Origin of the sequence: Aeromonas sp. QDB39 (genome assembly GCF_027707585.1) — a bacterium.
Classification (GTDB): Bacteria; Pseudomonadota; Gammaproteobacteria; order Enterobacterales; family Aeromonadaceae; genus Aeromonas; species Aeromonas hydrophila.
In genome coordinates this window covers 106507-118354 of record NZ_JAPCIV010000010.1, presented here as the reverse complement: position 1 = coordinate 118354, position 11848 = coordinate 106507, and the positions used below count along the sequence as shown (strand labels likewise).

Sequence of the window (11848 nt, the reverse complement as noted above, 5' to 3'; positions counted from 1 at the left end):
TGCCTGCCGAGACAGCTTTGTGCGCTTTGCTATCTGGCTATCAGCAATGCGATCTACCTTTTTGTTGAACCCATAAGTGCAACGGCAGATAGCATGCGCAACCTTTTGCTCGTTCTTGCTTAAATCAGACTCAATGAGTGCGTCATACAGTTCGTTGGCTAAGCGGGTATAGCCATCGTCAAGGTCTGCCACACGAACCTCCTGTGGGGTACTCTGTGGGCGTCTATCTGGAAACTTCAAAAGCGCCGCCATCTCACACCCCCAGCTCATCAGCAAGCTGGCGCACGGCCAGCTCGTACTCACGCTGGGATAACCCCATTGCTTGCAATTCCCGCTTCTTGAGCTCATAGAGCTCCCAGGTGGCAACGGATGAGGTGTTAACCATGAGCCACCTCCTGCTCGGTGTACTCACAGGTGGGGCACTCGTAGGCGCGGTCATTGGTGCCGGACTGCAGATCACTGCCGCACAGTGGGCAGTGGTTGAGGTCGTTCAGCAAGGGGTGGCCCCCATGGGCCATGGTTGAATTGGTCATTGTTGGGTCCTGTGGTGTTTAAGCTGCCCGCTGGTGAGGCGGGCAGGTGCTGCTTATGCGCTGGGTTGTGCTTCGGCACGCTCCAGGGTGCGGGCTTCCAGCTCGCGGGCCAGGCGAACGGCTTGGCGATCGGTGCCAGCGGCATGTGCGGTAGAAATCAGCGGCTCATCGAGGGCCAGGGCCAGCTCATGCATGACGGCCTTCAAAACGATGTTGTCGCGATCGCTGACGTACTGGGATGCCGGTCGCGGCGGTCTGGCTAGGGTGTTCATTGGTTACCTCCCGAGAACGAAGTTGATGAGTTTTTGCAGTGGGCGGAGTGGGCGCTCTTGGTTGTATGCGGCCTCATCCTCCAGGGTGAACTGCAGCAGGCCCCGCTCGGGCAGGCCGGATCCCTCAAGAATTTCTTCGACGGTCACGGGCGGGAACCCTTGTTCAACCAGGCTCCGGTTGGCTCGTTTTACGGCTCTCGCCAGGATCTGCGGCTCATGCTGAGATATTGCCTTGAGCAAGATGAGCAGCGAGGTGCGGGCGAATGCAGTTTCGGTCATGTTCATTTCGGCGCCGACTTCCTTCCACACCTGGCGCTGCGCGGGGTTTCCGCGAACGCGAAGCGGAGAAATGGTGCTCAGATTTTCATGGTCTGGCTGGGCAATTCTTCCCATTGGGGTGGTCCTCTGTTGGTACTGAACCAGGCCGGTGGTCAGGCGGCCTGTTGGGTTTCAGGTTGATCGGGGCGGTAATCCTCAAGACAGAAGTCAAGACGCCCACCGGAAGCGAAATGAATGCGCGTGGCATACTTGGCCGGGATTACCTCCGGCCACTCAGATACGGTGCTTTTGGTAACGCCCAAGGCGCGAGCCATTGCGTTACTTCCGCCAAAAAACTGGATGGCTTGATGTTTCTTCATTGGTCTGGGTCCTGTAGTGGGTACTGACAATACAGAACCCATTTTGGTTCGCTTTTCCGAACAAGTCAACCATCGGCATCGCGCACAAGAAATAGGACAGAATAGGGAAGTGTTTTTTTATTCGAACGAGAGCGACATGACCTCTTTCAGAGATCGACTGAAATACATGCTCAATGAGCGCGGCTGGAACCAAGCCGACCTGGTGCGCAAGTCAGGCGTGAGCAAGGCGGTGATATCCGTTCTGCTGTCAGACCCGCACAAAGATCTGCGCGTCAGCAGCCTGCTCTCTATCGCCAAAGCTATCGGCTGCGACCCGCTATGGCTCTATACCGGTAAAGAGAGCGGTACCTATGTAGCGGATACGCACCTTGGCAAGGTGTCCGTGTGGGAAATGTCAGATCTCACCGAGCACCCAACCGATGCCCTGCACACCCTTGATGGGCGCGACACCATATACAGCGATTACGATGGGCAGCTAATCGGTATCATTGCTAACGATGACAACCTCGCGGGCTCCGGCATCAAGAGCGGCGACATCTGTGTTATCGACCTGGCAGATCGCACTCCCCGCCACAACGACGTGGTGCTGGCAAGGATAGTCAGCAGCCAACAAGATAGACTGCTCAAGGCGCTTGATGGCCTGTCTGGCATAACCCTGGTGACTGACGACCAGCGCCTGGGTGTGGTGCCCATCAAGGACGCGATTGTCTTCGGCCGCATGGTGGAACTGCGCCGGAACACAAAAGAGTAAAAGCATGCACCTCAATTAAGCCTGCATCGCGCGGGCTTTTTTGTGTCCGCAATTTGGCGGAACAACCCCTCGCCAAAAAATAGTTCGCAAAACCGAACATTTTCTATTGACGCAAGTGTTCGGCAATATTAACCTTTGCCTTGTTCGGTAAAGCAATCGAACAGACCAAGACCGATAACAGCAAGGGGCAGCGTGGAAGGCGGCCAATCGTGGTGAAGGTCTTGGGGTGGTGGCAGTGAACAATGAGGCGGCAACTGCCATCGATCCCGCCTAGTTCGTAGCAACACGCGCAGCGTGTTTATCCGAACCGAGCTTGCTGGAAGGTGAGCGCACTACAAAAAGAGCGCTGGCATGCAAAAAATATCTCGCAGTCGCGGCAGTACCAAAAGCCAGGATGGAGCGACCAAAACGCGGTAGTGCTCTTTTCGTAGTGGTATATCTAGAGCTTTCAGTTATGGAGCTGCTCCAGGTGGAATATAGAGATGTTGTTGGTTTTGAAGAGTTTTTTTTCTGTATCGGATACGGGTCTTGTTCTCTCTAAGAGAACAGGGAAATTGGTGAAGGTGAACACGTCAGGGAGATATGCGTTCATCACATCAAGAGTAGGCGGCAGGGGTGGTAAATCAATCTACTTCAAGGTTCACAGGGCTGTTGCGCAGGCATTCATAGCAAACCCTGACCAGCTGCCACAGGTGAATCATAAGGATGGAAATAAGCAAAACAACAATGTCGCAAACCTTGAGTGGGTAAGCGCATCGCAAAACTCTAAGCATGCCTGGGATAGTGGACTTAACAACTCCAAAAGACAGGTAAAGGCATGCGGAACAAATAGCAGGTACGAGCAAGGGTGTAGGTGTGATGACTGCAAGAAAGCTAGAAGCATTCACCGCCGAGCAAAGTACCTGAAAAATGGAAATTGATACCAAATTAAGACACCCGGCAACAGGACCCGGCCCCTCACCAGGGCAGCAGTGAGAAGCGCCTGACCAGCGCGTAAGAACGACAAAGCCCGCACAGGGCGGGCTTTGAAGGACTGGGGTACCACCCCCAATCGGAAGTCGCCAGGGGACCAACCCCGGCAAACAGGACCCAGCATGACGAATCAAGTGGGTATTAGCGAGGACCAACTCGCCAACAGGAGTGAATGTACCATGACCAAGCGCATTTTTTCCAGAGCCGCGAAACGAGCTGACCAGATCGTAGCCGCTATCGCCGACCGCCTGAATGGCAACGCCGCCCGCCGCCGGGCCATCAAGCAGCGCCTGCATATCGCCATGCTTGCCACCGAGCAGCATCACATCGTCGCCGCTCGCGCCGCCCAGCGCCGCACCACCGGCTTCACCAAGCACAGCGCCCTCCTCCACTGGCGCGCCGAGTTCCACCGTAACGCCGTCTGATTTCTCGGGTCTGGCGCTTCCCTGATAGCGCCGTAGCCAAAGCCTCTTTTTCAAGCACCACAAGGTTGCTTTGGCTCCGCTCACGCCAAATTCGGCTGAGCACGCTCTTTAACAGTCTGGAACCGGCTCACAACCACGAATCCCAATGCCGGTAGGGATGCGCCGATACCCCGTTCAATCCGGAAGGCGGTGCGTGAACGTGAATGGTGGCCACTGGCAACAGTGGCCAGCCTGGAGCCCCTTGCATCAGGGGGTTGCAGGCTGACAGCCGCCCCAAACAGATCCATAATACCCCCTTCGAAACAAGGAGGGGTTATGAATCGACCTGGGAAGATTTTAATGCCAATGCTATTGCTTCTCGCGGCACAAGCTATGGCTGGAGAGCCAGAAAACAAGTGGAATGGCTGGATTGTTGACGATAACTGCGATTACCTTACCGGGGTAAGCACCGTGTCAGCCAGGGCAGAGGATGACATAATCGGGCTTGTTATAAACAGGCAAGGCAGTATGGCTCTGTCTCTGCCAAGTAGGTTTTATTCTGGAATTCGCAGTAAAAGCGAAACTTTTACTGACGTTGCGGTGACGATAAATGGCGTAAAGCTAAAATCTACCGTGGTTTATAGCGCCCCGAGCATTAAGGTTGTGCTTGTAAAGCCAGACACAGATAAAGGGCAGGCTTTTTTGCTGAATGCAGCTTACGGTCCAGATGGTGGGGCAGGCTTGTCGCCAAAAGACATGGATATCTTATTTCAGGGGATCAGCGCGAAAGCCAAATTTCCTTCGAATCCCCAGTCTGGGATCGATGAGCTCTCCTCCTGCAAGCCGCCGATTTAACCTTAACGCATAACATTTATACCAAGCCCAGCAACTGCTGGGCTTTTTCATGGATTGACAACCATGCCAATGTTTCTAGATACTATAAAAGCAACGGCAAAATCCGTTGCCGGGATTGGCGTCCCGTTCGACTTAAAGCGCACCAACACGCGCCAGCGTGTTTTTTTATGTGCGGCCCAGTAGTACCCGCAATTTCAGTTATGGCGGGCTGGGTGGGGGCCCTTCGGGGCGCCGGTTTCTTTGAGTCCCGGTACGCCAACCCTGCCCAGTTCGCCACCAGAAAATTGGCGTTGATGGTGGCGATTTATCTGACTCAGAGGATCTCATCATGAATACCCAACTCACCATTGCCAACCACTCCATCACCATCGCAGCCGATGGCATGTACAACCTCAACGACCTGCATAAAGCAGCCATCGCCCAAGGCAAGGCTACTGCATCGCACAAGCCCAGCGAGTTCAAGCGTTTCAATGGCGCCTACATCGCAGCGGTAGAGGCCAAAGCGGGATTTCCCGCATTGAAAACAGTGAGGGGTGGTAACAAGCCCGGCACATGGGCTGTCGAGTTGGTCGCCATGAAATACGCTGGCTGGATCGAGCCTGCTTTCGAGGTTGATGTATACGCTGCGACACAAGCCATTCGCCGCAGCGAAAGCGAAGCACTGCACCGCCAGCTTGCCGAGCTGACTGATAATGACACCCCCTTCCCGCCCGTTGCCAGCGAACTACACAAATGCAGCGGCCAGCAGCTGGCCAAGGCCCTCTGCCACAAGCTGGGCACTACCCGTTACATGCTCAGCATCGAACCCGACAGCGGCAGCATGAGCGGCCGTCACGGCGGTGACTGCCTCACCCTCTGGCCGGTGGCCGAACGCGCCTGCGTCATCGACCCAACCGACCCGCGCGACATGCAGCGCATGCTCGACCTGATGAGCAATGACGACCTGGCCGACCTGATGAAGCTGACCCTGGCTTCCGTCACTCGGCGCACCAAATCGCTGATGCAGCCACGCTAATCAGCGCCAGTTTCAACCAACAACCCCAGCCCTCGTGCTGGGGTTTTTGTTTTTAACCACCACAGGACCCAGACCATGAAAAATCTGACCGAAGCCCAGCTGATGGGCTTTCGCGGCGCAATGGTGCCACCCACCCGCCGCAAGTATGACGTAGATGCCGCCCCATCCGCCGAGCAAAAGCGGATGGCCAAGACCAAAGCCGCCACCCGCCGCGCCATCGAGGAGTATCACGAAGCGCGAGCCCTGCAACTGGAAATGGAGATGTAGCCATGACCAACGAAACCGCCCTGCTCGCCCTGCTGGAGAGCCGCGAGGCCGAGGCCAACGCCAAGGCCGAGTGGATCGCCGAGTGGTGTGAACACCATGCCGCCACCCTGCTGGCTGCCCAACTGGAAGGCGCTGAGCCTGCCACTTTGCTGGCCGAGGTGACCGCCGACCAATGGGATGATCTCAACCAGGCCGCTTACCTGCTGATGGTATGCGGGGACAAACAACCGATCATGGCGCTGCTGCAACAGCTGATGGATAGCAGGCTGGCTAGACTGGCCCGCGACGCATGGCACGAACATGTGGCCCAGTTGCACGACGCCATGAGCGACGACCAGTGGCAACAATACAAAGACAGGAGCGCAGCATGAACGCCCCCGCCAACACGCTGACAATGCGCCAGCAACACCAAGCCTACTGCGAGAAGCTGCTGGCAGGCATCGACCAAACAGCCCTGAGTCCAGACGAGCAGTGGCACCTGCGCCGCCGGCTCGGCATCGGTGGTTCCGAGATCGGAACCATCCTTGGCCTGAACAAGTATCAGACACCATTCGACCTCTGGCTGATCAAGACCGGTCGCAAAACCCAGGATGACTTGTCCGACAAGCCCGCCATTCACTGGGGACACAAGCTTGAGGCAGTGGTCGCCGATGAATACGCCGAGCGTACCGGGCAGCTGGTGACAGTCGATGACACCCACTACCAAGCAGAAGTGGCCCCCTGGATGGTAGGCAACGTTGATCGGATGGTCGGTGAGCACAAGGTACTGGAGTGCAAGACCGCCAGCGGGTTCGCTGCCAAGAAGGCTGGTTTCGGCCCCGGCAACGTCTACGACGAGCGCGGTAACCTCATCACCGCGTGCGATGAAGCGCCAGAGAGCTATCTGCTCCAGTGCCAGCACTACATGCTGGTGACAGGAAGGCAAGAGTCTGATTTGGCCGTGCTCATCGATGGGCGCGACTACCGGATTTACACCATTCCGCGCAATGAGGAACTGATAGCCGCAATGGTTGAAGCAGCAACCAACTTCTGGTTCGACTGTGTTATTGCTGACCTACCACCGGAAGGTGCGGCGCAACTTGAGACTGTGGAGCAAGACGCCACTGAGGAAGTGGTTGAGGCTGACAGCGAGGTGATGTCGCTCATCATAGAGCGCAAGGAGCTCAGCGAGGCGATTACCGAGCTGGAAAGCCAGAAGAAGGAGGTGGATAACCAGATCCAGAGCTTTATGGGTTCGGCACAGGTGCTCAGTCGCAACGGCGCCACCATGGCCACCTGGAAGCCGGTCACCACCAATCGTTTTGACTCCACCGCCTTCAAAAAGGCAGACCCGGCAACTTATGCCGCATACACCAAGCCATCCACTTCCCGCACGTTCCGGGTCAATTAAGGGGTTACCATGAACAACATTGCCACCATCACTCAAAACAAGGGCGGATTCCTCATGGAGCCGCAGAACCTGCAAGAGGCCATGCAGCTTGCAGATATGCTGGCCAACTCCAACCTCGTGCCAAAGTCCTATCAGGGGAAAGCCGGGGATGTGCTGGTCGCCTGCCAGTGGGGATCTGAAATTGGCCTGAAGCCGCTGCAAGCCCTGCAAAATATCGCCGTCATCAACAACGTGCCTGCGGTATGGGGTGACGCCCTGGTAGCACTGGTGCGCGGCTCCGGCCTTTGCGAGTACATCAAGCAGGACTGGGACGCTGCCACCAAGACAGCCATCTGCAGCGTCAAACGCCGTGGCGAACCGGAAGAGACCCGCACTTTCTCGGAAGAGGATGCGCGCCTCGCTGGCCACCTCAACAAGGACACCTACAAGAAGAACCTGCAGCGGATGCTCTACATCCGCGCCCGTGCCTTCGCGCTGCGCGATGTGTTTGCCGACGTGCTCAAGGGTCTCAAGGTGGCCGAAGAGGTCGAAGATTACCCGGTGGAGAAAGAACTCAATTCTGCGCCTACCGGCGTCCCAGCAGCCAAACCAGCCAGCCGCACCAGCGCCGTGCTGGATCGCATCAAGTCAGCCCGCCAAACAGCTCCCACCGAGCAGCAGGAATCCCCGGCCGTTATTGACGCTGAACCACAGTCAAACGGGGTAGACCACTCAAGCGCCTACGCCGACCACTGCGCAGCCATCGAGGGGGCCTGTGATACTGCTGAGTGGCAACAGGCCTACACCACCGCCTGGACCTGGGCCAACGAAACCGGCGACCAGAACATCATCGCAGGTATCAAGCAGATCGCCGGCGAGCGCAAGCGCGCCTTGGATGGTGCGGCATGACGGCAATGAGCGTAGGTGAAGAGGAGGGAGAAATCTGCCGGAGGGATGGATGTGCCGGGGTTATGCGTCGAGCTGATGGGGATTGTTCATGCCATATAAGTGCACCATGCGGATATTGCACTGAGTGCTTAGTCCACTGCGATGAGTGTGGTAAGGAGTTCGGTGCATCAATGATCGAGCGCCCCACTCATAGAGCAGTAACCACCCAGCAGTGGCGGCCAATGAAAAGCCTGGATGACTACTACAAGGAAATGGATGGCTCAAAGTTGGAATGGATAAGCCTTCCACACACCCACTTCACCATGATCAAAAGGGGGAAATGCCCCATCGATATGACATCTGATCAGGTAACTGAGAGAGTTATTGGAACATTTGGTGGGCGATTCAGCCGCTGGGGAGAAGCCGTAAATCAACATGGAAAACCTATCATAACCTTCGAGTACATAGCCCATACAGATTAACAATAGCCCGCTAACCAGCGGGCTTTTTTATGGCATAGCGCCACAAGGACCCCACCATGACCGAACAAGCCAAGACCGACACCGCCCAGACCCAGCTGGTTGTCATCGAACCCACTACCGCCGTCGCCCTGTTCACCGAGGGGCAAGGCGTGGCTGAACTGCTGGCCGACATTCGCCAGAAGGCATCCAGCCTGGTTCCTGACGTAACCACCGCTAAGGGGCGCAAAGAGATCGCCAGCGTCGCCCATGCTGTCGCCCGCACCAAGACCTACCTGGACGGGCTCGGCAAAGAGCAAACGGACAAGTTCAAGGAGATCCCCAAGCGCATCGACGCCAATCGCAAGCAGATCCGCGACACCCTGGACGACCTGAAAGACGAGGTGCGCGCCCCGCTCACCCAGTACGAAGCGGCAGAGGAAGCCCGAGTGGCAGCACTGCAATCCCGACTGGCCCGCCTCAATGAACTGGGATCCCCTGCCAGCATCGAGATCGCCGCCGCCGACCTGCAGGTCATGCTGAATGAGGTCGAGCAGAACGCCCTGGACGACACCTGGCAAGAGCTGCTGCCACAGGCGACCGTCGCCAAGGAGCTCGCCGCCAAGCGCCTCGGCGAGGCCCTGGCAGCCCGCCAGAAGTACGAAGCCGAGCAGGCAGAGCTGGAGCAACTGCGCCAGAAGCAGGCTGAACAGGATCGCATCGACCGCGAGCGCCTGATAGCCGAGCAGGCGGCGGAGCAAGCCCGCCGGGAGGAAGAGAATCGCCAGCGCCTGGAGCGTGAAGCCGCCCAGCACCGCGAGCAGGAGGCCCAACGCCAAGCCCAGGTGGCACAGCAGGCTGCAGAGCAGGCCCGGCGTGATTCCGAAGCCGCCGAGCTGGCCCGCCAGCAGGCCGAAGCCAACGCTGCACGCCAGGCTGAGGAGGCTGCCACCCGCGCCGCCGAGCAGGAGCGTCAGCGCATCGAGTTGGAGCAGGCTCGCAAGCAACAAGAAGACGAGCGTCGCGCCGCCGACATGGAGCACCGCCGCACCATCAACAACGCCATCCTGATGGATCTGATGGGCCTGGGGATCGAAGAGGGCAAAGCCATCAACCTCATCAAGCACATCGCCAACAACAAGATCGCCCACCTGACCATCAACTACTGACCACCTCGCCCCACCACCAACGGGGCTTTTGCACTCCCAGAGGACCAACCATGACCACGCTAAACCCCAGCGAGGCGACCAGTCTCGCCCTGAACACCCTCACCAGCCAGATCCGCAACATCCTGCTGATGCCGGACGGCCCGGCCAAGGCCGCCATCGGCAGCTTCGAAACCCTGCTCAACGCCAACCTGACCATGATCAGCGAGGCCGCCAACGCCCACATCGACGAGTTCAACACCCTGATCGGCGAGCTGGAAGGCCGGGATGGCGAGCTGCTCACCCAGGCTGCCCTGGTCAGCCAGCTGCGCCAGCAGGTTGCCGAAGCCGAGCAGCGCATTACTACCGCACGACAAGAAGGCGCCACCGGGTTGGAAGCCAAGGCCGACGAGCTCTACAAGGCCCAGCGCGCCCTAAACGATGTCCAGACCAAATACAGCGCCCTGCAATACAACGCCCGCCAACTCGAGCGTCAACTGGCCGACCTCAACGCCATGGATCCGGCAGGCATGAAACGCCGCATCAAGGAGAAGAACGAGCTGCTTGAGGAGCAGCGCACCGCCATCGCCAAGCACAAGAGCAACGAGGCCGCCTACCGCGCGGAGGTATTGAAGCTGGAGCGCCGCATCAAGGAGCTGCTGGGCGCCATCAACGAGCAGGATCGCGAGCTTGAGCGCCGCCATACCGTCATCATGGAGCTGGAGAGCAGTCGCGCCGCCAAGCTGGTCTGGCACAAGCACCTCGCCAACACCTACAAGGGCGAGGATGGCACACTCTGGGACGTATACATGGTGGATCATGGCCTGAAATCAAACCTCCCCTACCTCATCAACGACCTCAGCTGGAAGCTGCACGCCATGAAATCCGATGGCTCCGGATGCTCGGTCATGCTGAGCCAGTGGATGAACCCCATCTACCCGGCGCCCTATGGTTCCGGGGCCCCTGATGCCATGACGCAGGACATCTTCGCCTTCATGCAGGAGGCACTGGAGCAGAGTCACCCCCACCTGCAACCCCGCACCGAATGGGCCAAGACAGTCAGCATCCATGAATGCGGCCTACCGCCGCGCACCATCAAGCCGCTGGAAGAGGCCGGGATCGACACCCTCTACAAGGTGATGAGCCACCAGGGGAACAAGCTGGACAAGGTGAAGGGGATCGGCCAGAAGCTGGTCGGCCAGATCGTCTATGCCTGCGAGCTCAAGGTGAAGCTGTGGGAGGAGCAGTTCGCCGCCAGCAAGCAGGAAGAGCAACACCAGGAGGCAGCATGAGCCTCTACCGCCACCGCGGCATGGTGCAAGACCGCAAGACGAAACCGCTACTCCAACAACGCCAGCGAAAACGCGATGAGATAGAGCGCCGCCAGCTGGCCAGCCAGCTTGGCATCGACCCCAAGGAGGTGCGCTGATGGCGATCCTGATTGATAGCGGCACCCCGGCCAGCGACAAGAACTTCTGGGCCACCACCTGGGAGTGCTTTGCCGATGCGCAGGCGCTCTACGGACGCAACTTCGAGTGCGATATCGCCGCCGAGCCGCTCACTGCCAAGTGCAGCCACTACTTCACCAGCCACCTGCTGCTGGAAAAGCTGCTGGACTACCGCACCCGTGATGATGTTCGCGCCCAGATACGCGAGGCGGAGCAGGCAGGCACCATCTGTATGGGCATCGACAGCCTCAACCTTGACTGGCCAGAGCACTGGTGGTGTAACCCGCCGTTCGACCTGAAACCTGAGTTCATCACCCAGGCCCGCCAGCAGCAAGCCAATGGCAGGCCAGGGATGATGCTGCTGCCATACGAGCCGCTGACAACATGGTGGCGCCGCTTGCTGGCCGAGGATGTGATCATCTACGAGCCGGATGGCCGTTATCAGTTCTACGAGCGCGATGGCGCAACCAGAAAGAGCGGAGCCAACTTCGGTTGCGCCCTGATTGCCTTCCCCACCATGAAGGTTGGTGCATCCCCTCGCATCCCCTTTGTGCGCGGCATTGGCTCTAAGCGCGCGGCCTGATACCCCCAACCAATCCACCGCCCGCCACACAGAAACGAGTGGATAACTCGAGGGCCCCCATGAAAGCCACGGAAAACCCCTACTGCGGTGCAGTAGTCATCGGGTTGGGCGTCGTCATGCCCGATCCCAAGCAGCCAGGCAAGTTCGTTCTGCCAGGCGGCATCACCTGCGACAGGCAAACCGCCGAGGCCGCAGCCAAGAAGATCCACGACCTGCTGGCAAAAGCCCGCACCTAACCAACCAAAAGGAT

21 protein-coding genes are annotated in these 11848 nt (G+C 58.3%); 15 read left to right on the top strand and 6 right to left on the bottom strand.

Annotation, left to right across the window (positions count from 1 at the left end; genetic code table 11):
• The 6 genes from PG899_RS07925 to PG899_RS07900 all read right to left on the bottom strand — a co-directional run.
• On the bottom strand, positions 1 to 192 hold a 192-nt coding region (locus PG899_RS07925), incomplete at its 3' end, for a replication protein (protein ID WP_270697317.1).
• A gap of 61 nt (positions 193 to 253) precedes the next feature.
• Positions 254 to 385, bottom strand: coding sequence for an adenylate cyclase (locus tag PG899_RS07920; RefSeq protein WP_109421920.1), 132 nt, complete (start codon positions 383 to 385; stop codon positions 254 to 256).
• Complete coding sequence (locus PG899_RS07915; RefSeq protein ID WP_196299338.1) at positions 378 to 533, bottom strand: hypothetical protein; 156 nt, start codon at positions 531 to 533, stop codon at positions 378 to 380. Before PG899_RS07915 ends, PG899_RS07920 begins: the two co-directional genes overlap by 8 nt.
• Before the next feature lie 53 nt (positions 534 to 586).
• Complete coding sequence (locus PG899_RS07910) at positions 587 to 805, bottom strand: hypothetical protein (protein WP_270697316.1); 219 nt, start codon at positions 803 to 805, stop codon at positions 587 to 589.
• A gap of 3 nt (positions 806 to 808) precedes the next feature.
• Complete coding sequence (locus PG899_RS07905; protein WP_270697315.1) at positions 809 to 1198, bottom strand: hypothetical protein; 390 nt, start codon at positions 1196 to 1198, stop codon at positions 809 to 811.
• A 38-nt stretch (positions 1199 to 1236) separates the two neighbouring features.
• A complete protein-coding gene (locus tag PG899_RS07900) occupies positions 1237 to 1443 on the bottom strand; it encodes a Cro/CI family transcriptional regulator (RefSeq protein ID WP_047234854.1) in 207 nt (68 codons plus the stop codon).
• Between the two features lie 136 nt (positions 1444 to 1579).
• On the opposite strand from PG899_RS07900, the gene PG899_RS07895 reads away from it, so the two are divergent.
• The 15 genes from PG899_RS07895 to PG899_RS07825 all read left to right on the top strand — a co-directional run bounded on the left by PG899_RS07895 (position 1580) and on the right by PG899_RS07825 (position 11834).
• Positions 1580 to 2194: a helix-turn-helix domain-containing protein gene (locus PG899_RS07895; protein WP_077096166.1), complete on the top strand. Its 615-nt coding sequence runs from the start codon at positions 1580 to 1582 to the stop codon at positions 2192 to 2194.
• Between the two features lie 482 nt (positions 2195 to 2676).
• Positions 2677 to 3114 (top strand): HNH endonuclease, encoded by a 438-nt coding sequence (locus tag PG899_RS07890; RefSeq protein ID WP_270697314.1) that lies wholly within the window; start codon positions 2677 to 2679, stop codon positions 3112 to 3114.
• A 231-nt stretch (positions 3115 to 3345) separates the two neighbouring features.
• Positions 3346 to 3591 (top strand): hypothetical protein, encoded by a 246-nt coding sequence (locus PG899_RS07885; RefSeq protein WP_047234852.1) that lies wholly within the window; start codon positions 3346 to 3348, stop codon positions 3589 to 3591.
• A 315-nt stretch (positions 3592 to 3906) separates the two neighbouring features.
• Positions 3907 to 4425 carry a hypothetical protein gene (locus PG899_RS07880; RefSeq protein ID WP_103858380.1) on the top strand — a complete coding sequence of 173 codons (519 nt, stop codon included), beginning with the start codon at positions 3907 to 3909 and terminating at the stop codon, positions 4423 to 4425.
• Between the two features lie 328 nt (positions 4426 to 4753).
• On the top strand, positions 4754 to 5440 hold the full coding sequence (locus PG899_RS07875) for a KilA-N domain-containing protein (RefSeq protein ID WP_270697313.1): 687 nt from the start codon (positions 4754 to 4756) through the stop codon (positions 5438 to 5440).
• 75 nt (positions 5441 to 5515) lie between these two features.
• Positions 5516 to 5707 (top strand): PA3496 family putative envelope integrity protein, encoded by a 192-nt coding sequence (locus tag PG899_RS07870; protein ID WP_270697312.1) that lies wholly within the window; start codon positions 5516 to 5518, stop codon positions 5705 to 5707.
• Between the two features lie 2 nt (positions 5708 to 5709).
• Positions 5710 to 6078, top strand: coding sequence for a hypothetical protein (locus PG899_RS07865; protein WP_270697311.1), 369 nt, complete (start codon positions 5710 to 5712; stop codon positions 6076 to 6078).
• The gene (locus PG899_RS07860; RefSeq protein WP_270697310.1) at positions 6075 to 7097 is read left to right on the top strand and encodes a YqaJ viral recombinase family nuclease; all 1023 of its coding nucleotides are present in this window, start codon (positions 6075 to 6077) and stop codon (positions 7095 to 7097) included. Before PG899_RS07865 ends, PG899_RS07860 begins: the two co-directional genes overlap by 4 nt.
• A 9-nt stretch (positions 7098 to 7106) precedes the next feature.
• A complete protein-coding gene (locus tag PG899_RS07855) occupies positions 7107 to 7985 on the top strand; it encodes a hypothetical protein (RefSeq protein WP_270697309.1) in 879 nt (292 codons plus the stop codon).
• 170 nt (positions 7986 to 8155) lie between these two features.
• Positions 8156 to 8446, top strand: a complete 291-nt coding sequence (locus PG899_RS07850; RefSeq protein WP_149152969.1) for a hypothetical protein — start codon at positions 8156 to 8158, stop codon at positions 8444 to 8446.
• A gap of 56 nt (positions 8447 to 8502) precedes the next feature.
• Positions 8503 to 9591 (top strand): hypothetical protein, encoded by a 1089-nt coding sequence (locus PG899_RS07845; RefSeq protein ID WP_270697308.1) that lies wholly within the window; start codon positions 8503 to 8505, stop codon positions 9589 to 9591.
• 50 nt (positions 9592 to 9641) lie between these two features.
• Positions 9642 to 10859, top strand: a complete 1218-nt coding sequence (locus PG899_RS07840) for a hypothetical protein (protein WP_270697307.1) — start codon at positions 9642 to 9644, stop codon at positions 10857 to 10859.
• Complete coding sequence (locus PG899_RS07835; protein ID WP_162901894.1) at positions 10856 to 10996, top strand: hypothetical protein; 141 nt, start codon at positions 10856 to 10858, stop codon at positions 10994 to 10996. The genes PG899_RS07840 and PG899_RS07835 overlap by 4 nt, the downstream gene beginning before the upstream one ends.
• Entirely contained in the window at positions 10996 to 11598 is a 603-nt protein-coding gene (locus PG899_RS07830; RefSeq protein ID WP_180911581.1) for a DNA N-6-adenine-methyltransferase, read from the top strand. The genes PG899_RS07835 and PG899_RS07830 overlap by 1 nt, the downstream gene beginning before the upstream one ends.
• A gap of 59 nt (positions 11599 to 11657) precedes the next feature.
• Positions 11658 to 11834, top strand: coding sequence for a hypothetical protein (locus PG899_RS07825; RefSeq protein ID WP_182954176.1), 177 nt, complete (start codon positions 11658 to 11660; stop codon positions 11832 to 11834).
• Positions 11835 to 11848 lie beyond the last annotated feature (14 nt).

Bases quoted from the DNA above. Each gene is read 5' to 3' on its own strand.
- PG899_RS07845 (WP_270697308.1), top strand. From the start codon at position 8,503: ATGACCGAACAAGCCAAGACCGACACCGCCCAGACCCAGCTGGTTGTC.
- PG899_RS07825 (WP_182954176.1), top strand. From the start codon at position 11,658: ATGAAAGCCACGGAAAACCCCTACTGCGGTGCAGTAGTCATCGGGTTG.
- PG899_RS07835 (WP_162901894.1), top strand. From the start codon at position 10,856: ATGAGCCTCTACCGCCACCGCGGCATGGTGCAAGACCGCAAGACGAAA.
- PG899_RS07855 (WP_270697309.1), top strand. From the start codon at position 7,107: ATGAACAACATTGCCACCATCACTCAAAACAAGGGCGGATTCCTCATG.
- PG899_RS07895 (WP_077096166.1), top strand. From the start codon at position 1,580: ATGACCTCTTTCAGAGATCGACTGAAATACATGCTCAATGAGCGCGGC.
- PG899_RS07900 (WP_047234854.1), bottom strand. From the start codon at position 1,443: ATGAAGAAACATCAAGCCATCCAGTTTTTTGGCGGAAGTAACGCAATG.
- PG899_RS07920 (WP_109421920.1), bottom strand. From the start codon at position 385: ATGGTTAACACCTCATCCGTTGCCACCTGGGAGCTCTATGAGCTCAAG.
- PG899_RS07860 (WP_270697310.1), top strand. From the start codon at position 6,075: ATGAACGCCCCCGCCAACACGCTGACAATGCGCCAGCAACACCAAGCC.
- PG899_RS07905 (WP_270697315.1), bottom strand. From the start codon at position 1,198: ATGGGAAGAATTGCCCAGCCAGACCATGAAAATCTGAGCACCATTTCT.
- PG899_RS07890 (WP_270697314.1), top strand. From the start codon at position 2,677: ATGTTGTTGGTTTTGAAGAGTTTTTTTTCTGTATCGGATACGGGTCTT.
- PG899_RS07850 (WP_149152969.1), top strand. From the start codon at position 8,156: ATGATCGAGCGCCCCACTCATAGAGCAGTAACCACCCAGCAGTGGCGG.
- PG899_RS07880 (WP_103858380.1), top strand. From the start codon at position 3,907: ATGAATCGACCTGGGAAGATTTTAATGCCAATGCTATTGCTTCTCGCG.
- PG899_RS07870 (WP_270697312.1), top strand. From the start codon at position 5,516: ATGAAAAATCTGACCGAAGCCCAGCTGATGGGCTTTCGCGGCGCAATG.
- PG899_RS07875 (WP_270697313.1), top strand. From the start codon at position 4,754: ATGAATACCCAACTCACCATTGCCAACCACTCCATCACCATCGCAGCC.
- PG899_RS07830 (WP_180911581.1), top strand. From the start codon at position 10,996: ATGGCGATCCTGATTGATAGCGGCACCCCGGCCAGCGACAAGAACTTC.
- PG899_RS07865 (WP_270697311.1), top strand. From the start codon at position 5,710: ATGACCAACGAAACCGCCCTGCTCGCCCTGCTGGAGAGCCGCGAGGCC.
- PG899_RS07915 (WP_196299338.1), bottom strand. From the start codon at position 533: ATGACCAATTCAACCATGGCCCATGGGGGCCACCCCTTGCTGAACGAC.
- PG899_RS07840 (WP_270697307.1), top strand. From the start codon at position 9,642: ATGACCACGCTAAACCCCAGCGAGGCGACCAGTCTCGCCCTGAACACC.
- PG899_RS07910 (WP_270697316.1), bottom strand. From the start codon at position 805: ATGAACACCCTAGCCAGACCGCCGCGACCGGCATCCCAGTACGTCAGC.
- PG899_RS07885 (WP_047234852.1), top strand. From the start codon at position 3,346: ATGACCAAGCGCATTTTTTCCAGAGCCGCGAAACGAGCTGACCAGATC.